General features: G+C 30.9%; 7 protein-coding genes. 1 reads left to right on the top strand and 6 read right to left on the bottom strand.

Annotated features, from left to right (window positions below; genetic code table 11):
- The 5 genes from SPD90_RS12375 to dcm all read right to left on the bottom strand — a co-directional run.
- Positions 1 to 1,534 (bottom strand): leucine-rich repeat domain-containing protein (locus SPD90_RS12375; RefSeq protein ID WP_320925433.1); only part of this gene is annotated, 1,534 nt, incomplete at its 3' end.
- 210 nt (positions 1,535 to 1,744) lie between these two features.
- Positions 1,745 to 2,839, bottom strand: coding sequence for an amidohydrolase (locus SPD90_RS12370; protein ID WP_320626669.1), 1,095 nt, complete (start codon positions 2,837 to 2,839; stop codon positions 1,745 to 1,747).
- Between the two features lie 161 nt (positions 2,840 to 3,000).
- Entirely contained in the window at positions 3,001 to 3,990 is a 990-nt protein-coding gene (locus tag SPD90_RS12365; protein WP_320925432.1) for a DNA polymerase beta superfamily protein, read from the bottom strand.
- A 12-nt stretch (positions 3,991 to 4,002) separates the two neighbouring features.
- Positions 4,003 to 4,449: a hypothetical protein gene (locus tag SPD90_RS12360; RefSeq protein WP_320626671.1), complete on the bottom strand. Its 447-nt coding sequence runs from the start codon at positions 4,447 to 4,449 to the stop codon at positions 4,003 to 4,005.
- 153 nt (positions 4,450 to 4,602) lie between these two features.
- Positions 4,603 to 6,003: a DNA (cytosine-5-)-methyltransferase gene (gene dcm / locus SPD90_RS12355; RefSeq protein WP_320925431.1), complete on the bottom strand. Its 1,401-nt coding sequence runs from the start codon at positions 6,001 to 6,003 to the stop codon at positions 4,603 to 4,605.
- A gap of 202 nt (positions 6,004 to 6,205) precedes the next feature.
- Between dcm and SPD90_RS12350 the strand changes: the two genes are divergently transcribed.
- Positions 6,206 to 6,916: a PmeII family type II restriction endonuclease gene (locus SPD90_RS12350; RefSeq protein WP_320925430.1), complete on the top strand. Its 711-nt coding sequence runs from the start codon at positions 6,206 to 6,208 to the stop codon at positions 6,914 to 6,916.
- 68 nt (positions 6,917 to 6,984) lie between these two features.
- On the opposite strand, the gene SPD90_RS12345 is transcribed toward SPD90_RS12350, so the two are convergent.
- Positions 6,985 to 8,665, bottom strand: a 1,681-nt coding sequence (locus SPD90_RS12345; protein ID WP_320925429.1) for a DUF1998 domain-containing protein, incomplete at its 5' end; no start/stop codon positions are given.

Genomic DNA, 8,665 nt, shown 5'->3' with positions numbered 1-8,665 from the left:
CACTTGCTCCTATAGTTGTTACATTTGTTGGAATTGTTATACTCTCTAATGCAGTACAATGACTAAATGCAGCATTTCCTATAGTTTCTAATCCTTTTGGAAATGTTATACTTTTTAATGCACTACAATGACTAAATGTATATTCTTCTATAGTTGTTATACTTTCTGGGATTATTATATTATCTAATGTAATACATCCACTAAATGCAGAACTTCCCATATACGTTAAACTTTTTGGAAATGTTATACTCTCTACACCACATGCACTAAATGCACCACGTCCTATAGTTGTTAATCCTTCTTGAAGTATTATACTTTTTAATCCTCCACAACCAGAAAATGCCTCTGCTGCAATTGAAGTTAAGCTTTTTGGAATCTTTATACTCTCTAATGCACTACATCCACTAAATGCATAACTTCCCATATACGTTAAACCTTCTGGCAGTGTTATACTCTCCAATGCTACACAGTTACTAAATGTATAATCTCCTATATCAGTTAAACTTTCTGGCAGTGTTATACTCTTTAATGCATCACAGTCCCAAAATGCATAGCTTTCTATAGTCGTTACATTTTTTGGGATTGTTATACTTTCTAATCCCTTACACCACTGAAATGCATATTCTTCAATTAAAGTCACACTTTCTGGAATTGTTACACTCTTTAATGCACGACAATCATTAAATGTACTGTTTTTAATTGAAGTCACACCTTCTGGGATTGTTATACTCTCTAATGAACGACAGCTATCAAATGCATTTTCTCCAATTGAAGTTACACTTTTTGGAATTGTTACACTCTTTAATGCACTACATCCATTAAATGTGCTCACTGCAATTGAAGTTACACCTTCTGGGATTGTTATACTCTCTAATGTACTACATCCATAAAATGCACCTTTTTCAATTGAAGTTACAGCTTCTGGGATTGTTATACTATCTAACACATAACAATGCGAAAATGCCCATTCTCCAATTGAAGTTACACTCTCTGGGATTGTTATACTCTTTAATCCTTCACAATCTAAAAATGTACTATTTGCAATCGAAGTTACACCCTCTGGAATTGTTATACTCTCTAATGCATAGCAATACGAAAATGCCTCTTCTCCTATAGTCGTTACGCCTTTTGGGATTGTTATACTCTCTAACGCATCACAACGTGAAAATGCATAACTTCCTATAGATGTTACTTTCATGCCATCAATTTCTGAAGGTATGACAACTTGTGTATCTCCACCTGTATATCTAGTTATTGTTATCTCTGAATTATCTACAGTATAAGTAAAATCTCCAAAAGTTAAACTATAACTGCTAGCTGATATATTATTAGCAGTAGCTACATTATAATTAGCTTGAGCTACATTATAATTAGCTTGAGCTATATTTTTTAACTCAAAATTACTTATAATAGACTTTGCATTTTTGTAGATTTCACTAGTCTGTGCATAAGATAGCATTTGACCCAGACCCGAGTTAAATACAAATGAAGCAGTAATTATAAATACTATCGCTTTTTTAAACAGCTTTTCCATTTTTTCTCCTCCTTTTCCCATAATTTGTTAATTTATTACCTATATAATATCAGAAAATTCTCTGTAATGCATTTTTTTACTTTATTAAATATATAATTTTTTATTTTTGATATGTAAAAAGTTTAAAATCTAAATATAATGCTAAATAAACCTTATTTTGATATGATATAAGTAAATAAGAACTTATATTTTGATATAATTTTTATCTTTTTATAAATTATCCCTTTGATATACAACCTCTCCATCAAAAAAAGTCATCAAAACCTGTGTCTTCTCAATATCAAGCGGCTCAATCTCAAAAATATCTCTATCTAAAACTATAAAATCTGCGTACTTACCTACCTCGATGCTTCCAATCTCATCATCTCTAAAGATTAAATAAGCCCCATTTATAGTAAAGCTTCTAACCATTTCCTCGACACTGACTCTCTCTTCTTGGTTTAACAGCCATTTTTCTTCATCTATATTACAAATTGTCTTTACACAAAAATAGCTCGCGTTGTATAAATTTCTAGTTACACCTGCTTGTATTGCGAAAAACGGATTCGGTACGGGTGTTGCTGAGTGATCTGATGAAGAGGCAATTCTTACACCAGCTTCTACAAACGAATTTAGCGGATATTCGTGTTTTGCCCTTTCACCTACCAGCTTATAGTCGACTACATCCCACCAATTTGGTCCTTTTAAATGCCAATAAGGTTGGACACTGGCTATTATATTTAACTTTTTGAACCTTTTTATGTCTTCCTTTCTGACGAGCTGAAGATGTGTGATTGAATTTCTATAATCTGTTTGGTCATCTAGATCGTCTTTTTCAATAGCATCTAATATCAGCTTAGTGGCGTTGTCTCCTATAGAATGTACGTGTATAGAAAATCCATTTTTATTTGCATATTCTATCGCCTTTGAAAGCTCGTCTTTGTCCCACAAAAAATCACCGTAATAATTCTCACCCTTGCCAGTTTCAATTTCATAAGGCTCTATCAAGCTAGCAGTAGTTCCCTCTATTACTCCATCTGCCAAAAATTTTATCGTAGTAGTCTTGAAATAATTTGAATCAATTCTTTCTCTAATACCTCTTATTATATCGATTTGGTGGATAGGGCTTATATCGGGGCTTATTGAAAATCCAGCCGAAACTCTGATTTTTAATCTATCATCATCTATTAATTCCTTGTAAATTTCAGGATCCATACACCATTTAAAACCTGAAATAGACAATACTATGGGAATATCTCTAGATACCTCATCTAAATGCTCTTTTTTAGGACCCTTGCCAACTTCCTCCCCTTCAAAAATCGACAAAGATCATCCCTTGCCGTAGACTACCTTTATGCCATCGTTATCATCGATAAATTTTTTCACATCATTTTCTTCATTTATAGTATAAATTTTTGCATTTATTATTATTGTAATTTTGTCCTTCAATCTAATCCCCACCTTTTTGCTGATTTAAAGTTCTAAGTCTATTCATTTACTATCTGTAAATTTATTTCCGCAATCAGTTCGTTGACCTTGTTCATATCTACATATTTAGGTAAATCGGTATGATTTTTTGCCTCTCTGAACTTGCGGTCGTATTCATTTGTTATCTCAAAAATCTCATCAAATGAGTATTTTCCATGTCTTATATCTAGTAAAAAATCTTTTTCTTTTCTATATGTATTTATTCCTTTTCCCTCTAGGATGTCTATGCCCATCATCATAAGCCTTATCAGGTGCATTGCGTGTTTGTACAGATGTGGCTCGTCTTTTTTGTTGTTTCTGTGGTTTAATTTGCCATATTGCTTGACAGTCTCGTTCATTTCGCCGAGCATACTTCTCAGATCTCTAAGAGGATAATTTTTTAGATTTATATCTATGTAGATTTCCTTGTCGTATCCTTCTCTATCTGTATCATCTATGTACAAATTCAGCTCCCCATCGCATATGTCTTTGTATGATATTTCAAATGTGTCCATCCTTCTTTTTATCGATTGGAGTATGTGCTCTTCCTTGTCTGGCTGAGCTAGACTGTCTCTTGCAATGGCGTTTTGCAGTCTTCTCAGCTGGCTGACTGCATATCCATTGAATGAATCGTATGCTTTTTGAGATAAAAATACATATGCGTTTTCTCTTAGGATTTTACCTATATCATTTATTGCAAATATGTCTTCCTCTCTCGTGCCTAGAATTTCTATTGTGTTTGGATTGCAATTGCACAGTAGCTCTACTATTTGCTTTAATGGGTATATAACAGTGTCTGTTATTTTATCTGTAAACGGCTTTTCTTCATATGTCATAGATAGTATTTCCTGTTTTGTAGGCAGGTAAATTCCTCTTAAATCGATATCTGAGCCCTTGTTATTAGTTCCGTATGCGTGGCTCCCACCGTAAGTTAGTAGGGCGAGCCTTTTATTTGTAAATCGCTCGTCTTCTTTTAAAAAATTATATTCCTTTTTATTTAATAAACTCATAATTCACCATTCCTAATAAATATCAATTTTTATCCACATATTATCTTCATCATAACCACACACAGTCCCTTTTACCTCCTGATTGACATCAACCTTAAATATATCACCATATAAAGCAGTACAATCTTGACATTCAATTACAGCTCCTTGAGGATAGAAATACCTGCATTTTCCGGTTATTTGGCTTCCTATAAAATATTTTTCTTTGATTTTTTTCCAATTATCTAAATAATCTTTTGTGAGACTTTTCCATTGTTTTTCAAAATCTTCTTTGCTAATTTTAATAATTTCGCCTTCTAAATCCTCTTCCTCTACAATGCCTTCAGCTAAGCAATCGTCAAAACAAGAAATTTCAATATCCCCATTAGGTTCTTTACATATTTGTCTTAAAGCACACTTCTCATCGTCTATTTCAATCCAAATTTCGTGATTTTCCCATAATATTAATATGTATTTCATATAACTCGTCCACCCTCTCAACTACTATTAAATTTATAATAGCATAAAAAAACTCTCTTTATTCAATATATAAATAAAAAGAGTTTTTACTAACTAAATTAATTTCAAAAATCTTATCGTCTATAAGAAAATCTTTTAGCTTTTACTAAATTTTTATACAATTTTCTGCTCTATTTTTAAAACTTTATTTTTATTCACTTGTTCAACCTTGTTTAAATAATCCACAATAGATAGACCAACTGCCTTTCCTAAATTAACAGGAACTGCATTACCTATTTGTTTATAAACCTGACTCATCGAACCTGAAAACCTCCATTCGTCAGGAAAGCTTTGAATTCTAGCATATTCCCTCGTTGTAAATGGTCTAGTTTCATCTGGATGGCATCTTTCAGTTTGTTTTTGAGCAGGGCTACAAGTTAGTGTCAAGCACGGTTCATCCCAGCTTATTCTTCTTGCCATCCCTCTCTTGCCTCCACCGCTATAATAGCTTTTACCCATATAATCCTTTGCAACATCTTCAGGTAAATCTATCCAACATCCTCCTGGAGGAACTAAATCCAATACTTTTTTCTTTTTGTCGGGATATTTAGCTCCCTCTGAATCAGGTACATTTTTAAGGGCATCTCTCAATGTCAGTATATGATCAAAAGGCTTAGGAAATTTAAATTCAATCTCTGACAAATCATTTCTCGTCCCTATTATTATAACTCGTTCTCTTTTTTGTGCCACGTCATAATTTACAGCCTTTAAAATTTCATATTTTACATCGTAGCCGATTTCTGTGAATACATCTATCATAGTTTGAATAGTTTTTCCGTTATCATGAGATACAAGCCCCCTTACATTTTCGGCTAAAAATACTTTTGGCTTCAAATCCTCAAGTATTTTTGCATAGTAATAAAACATAGTCCCTCTTACATCTTCTAGTCCTAATTTTTTACCTGCATAGCTAAAAGCTTGGCATGGATATCCTCCTGATAATAAATCAATTTCGATATTTCTATCTATATAATTTCTTATTCCATTTTCAGCTATTTCAACTATATCGCCTTGAATTATATTCCAATTAGGTCTATTAAGTCTCAAAGTGTCACATGCATATTTATCCCATTCAATTAAACCGACATCCTCAAATCCAGCATTCTCTAATCCAAGTGCTAACCCACCTGCCCCTGCAAATAGCTCAACACATGTATACGGTCTATTAGCTACAACATCACTTATATCTATATGACTCTCTTCTTGAATATAACCTTCTTTCATTTCACAGATTTTTTCTATTTTGTGATCAATTTCAGTTTCTTCATAAAAATTTGCAAATGTCATTTGCTCTTCTTCAATTTCTTCAATCTCCATAATTTCGTCAAAACCTATATCTAATATTTGGCACATTCTTTCCACATTGCTCTTTATAGGAGTAAATTTATCGGATAATATCACCGAGAGTTGGTTCTTAGTTATTCCCATGCTTGATGCTAACTCAGTTTGATTTTTTATATTTTTCTCTCTCATTATTTTTTTTAATTTATTTTTATCAATACTTATTCTCTTCATTAATTCACCTCATTGTTAATGTACCCAAAAATAGTTAAGAAAATACATTAACTTTTTCTTTTTGTATTTTATCACACTAGTGCAAAACTGTAAATAATAATTATTATTTAAATTAAATTTAATTTAACTATAAATATATTTATTTTGATAGTATATTTGTTGTATAATAAATGTAAGAATAAATAAAATTGAGGGAGATATTATGACTGATCAAGAAAAACAAGAAATTTTAAACAAGGCAAAGGAATTTTTTACAGATACTTTAGTTGCTAATCATAAAAAAAATACAGAAAAACTAACACTTAAATCATTTAACATTAATCCTTTTTTAATTAAATATTTAGCAAATTTTATGAATGGCTCAAGTAATCCTGAAGATATAGCCAAGGCACTTGTTTATCCAAGAGTTCTAGGAACTTCAATAAATACATCTTTCGGTACTAATCTTCAAAAATTCTGTACATCAACCTTAGAGGGATTTGCTTCTACAACTAGCGGCATTGATATAGAATTTACAGATTATATTGATGGACGTAAAAAATACTGTCAAATAAAAGCTGGTCCTAATACAATAAATAAAGACGATGTAAAAACTATCACTGATCATTTTAGTGCTGTTAAGAGACTTGCTCGAACTAACGGATTGGCAATTGGCTATAATGACTTAATTGTCGGTGTATTTTACGGTACGAAAAACGAACTAAATGCTCATTATAAAAAAATTGATGAAGAATATCCAGTAATAGTTGGGCAAGAATTTTGGTATAGACTTACTGGGGATGAGAATTTTTACCAAGATTTGATAGATACTCTAGCAGAATGTGCTTTAGATGAGGATTGTACAGCTTTATTAAACGACACTATTGAGAGATTGGCGGATGAGATTAGGAATACTCCATTTTTAAATAACTAAAAAATTTTTTACAACAAAAAGGGGCATCGCCATATTTCTTAGCACGACAGCCCCTTTTATTTATTGTTTTATAACGTGTATGAACTTAAAAAACCTAATTTATTATTTTCTAAAGTTCCAACTACTAACGCTCTATCTAATAAAATATTAAATTCTTCACAACTTGTTTCTGGCAACAATGTACAACTATAACAAGCAGCTAAATTTTGGCTTTTTCTTCCCTGTCCCGTACTATTAATACATATTGGATCATAAGAACACCATTTAGCTCTTTTTATAGCATTCACAAATATTTTTGGTAATATATCCACTCTTCCTTGTTTAACTAATCCTCCAAGACTCCCTTCTGAATCACTATCAGCAGTATATATAAGTATACCATTCATTATATTTTTTTCTCCAGGAATATCACAATATAATCTTTCTCTTAATGCTGTTATAGAATATCCACATTCAAAACTCAACTCTTTAATAAGTAAATGTGCTAATGTATGTAACATCACAAATTTTGGAGATATTATTCTATCAGTTATTTCACCTTTATCTTCATGATATTTTTCATTTAATTTATTTGCTCTTTCCAAAGCTTCTTCATTGTTTTCAAGCCATTTATTAATTGAGGATGTATCTATTTCTATAAAAATACCTTCTCCTCTAACTTCATAAGCAGGATACCAGTTCTCATTTTTTGGTTTTATATCAACTACTCTATTATCCTTATTAGATGACTCAGTTCCCATAACATAATTATCTGGAGGGATTAATCTTGTAAAACCAGTTAAAGCTCTTACTTCTCTAAGTCTTTTAACTAAAGTAACACTAGCAATTTCTTTTATATTATATTTATCTCCTGATACTTTTTCTATTTTAAAATCTCTTGTATTAAAATTCCCTGATACTATTTTTCCTTTTAAAGCATTATACTCTTCAAATCTATATATATTTCTATTTACAGTAATTTTATTACCTTCAGTTTCACAAATTTTTCTTTTAACTATAGATTCAATTAAATCTAAATCATTCATTCTATTAATTTCATTTGCTATACTTTCTATATATTCTCCTAAATCTTCCTTTATGAATTCTTCTAGTTTTCCTTTTTTCTGTTTTTTCCTTTTAACTCCTATTAATTCATTATATTCAGCACTATTTTCAATTAATATATTCAATTCATCTGAATAAGGTGGAATAACTATGGAAGTTTCTATTTTAGGAAAATATATATTAGATGCATTTCTAAGTATAGTTTCAGGATATAATTCACAACTATCTTTATTAGTTTTAATTCCTTTCCATTGTAATTTTCCTTTGCATTTGAACCATTCTTTTTTAGATGAATTTTTAAAAATATTTTTATTTAATGCTAGTTTTAAAGAGTTTTGAGCCCCACATTTACATTTTACTACAAAAGATTCTAATCCTAAACTACTTGAAGTAGATACTATTTCTAATTGAGGAGACTCACACACTTTTTTTTCATTCACATGAACCCATTCAATCCAAGGAAAATCATCTATATGACCTTTTTCACATGCAACTAATACTGATGGTGCTACTAATAATGCCCCTTTACATTTTATATTACTGCATCTAGGTTTTAACATAAAATCGTTATTTTGTCTTATTTTTTCATAATCCTTTTGCCATTCTTCTATAGGCTTAAAAGTTTTACAATTCGGACAATAATACCATCTTGGAAATCTAGCAAAAGGTATTCCTTTTATATTTTTTTCAGAATCATCTTTATAT

This window comes from Intestinibacter sp. (assembly GCF_034113885.1).
Classification (GTDB): Bacteria; Bacillota; Clostridia; order Peptostreptococcales; family Peptostreptococcaceae; genus Intestinibacter.
The sequence above is the reverse complement of the archived record's forward strand: the minus strand, read 5'-3'. Positions and strand labels throughout refer to the sequence as shown.

Coding starts and splice junctions, on each gene's coding strand:
- SPD90_RS12365 (WP_320925432.1), bottom strand. CDS start 3,990: ATGAGTTTATTAAATAAAAAGGAATATAATTTTTTAAAAGAAGACGAG.
- SPD90_RS12360 (WP_320626671.1), bottom strand. CDS start 4,449: ATGAAATACATATTAATATTATGGGAAAATCACGAAATTTGGATTGAA.
- dcm (WP_320925431.1), bottom strand. CDS start 6,003: ATGAAGAGAATAAGTATTGATAAAAATAAATTAAAAAAAATAATGAGA.
- SPD90_RS12350 (WP_320925430.1), top strand. CDS start 6,206: ATGACTGATCAAGAAAAACAAGAAATTTTAAACAAGGCAAAGGAATTT.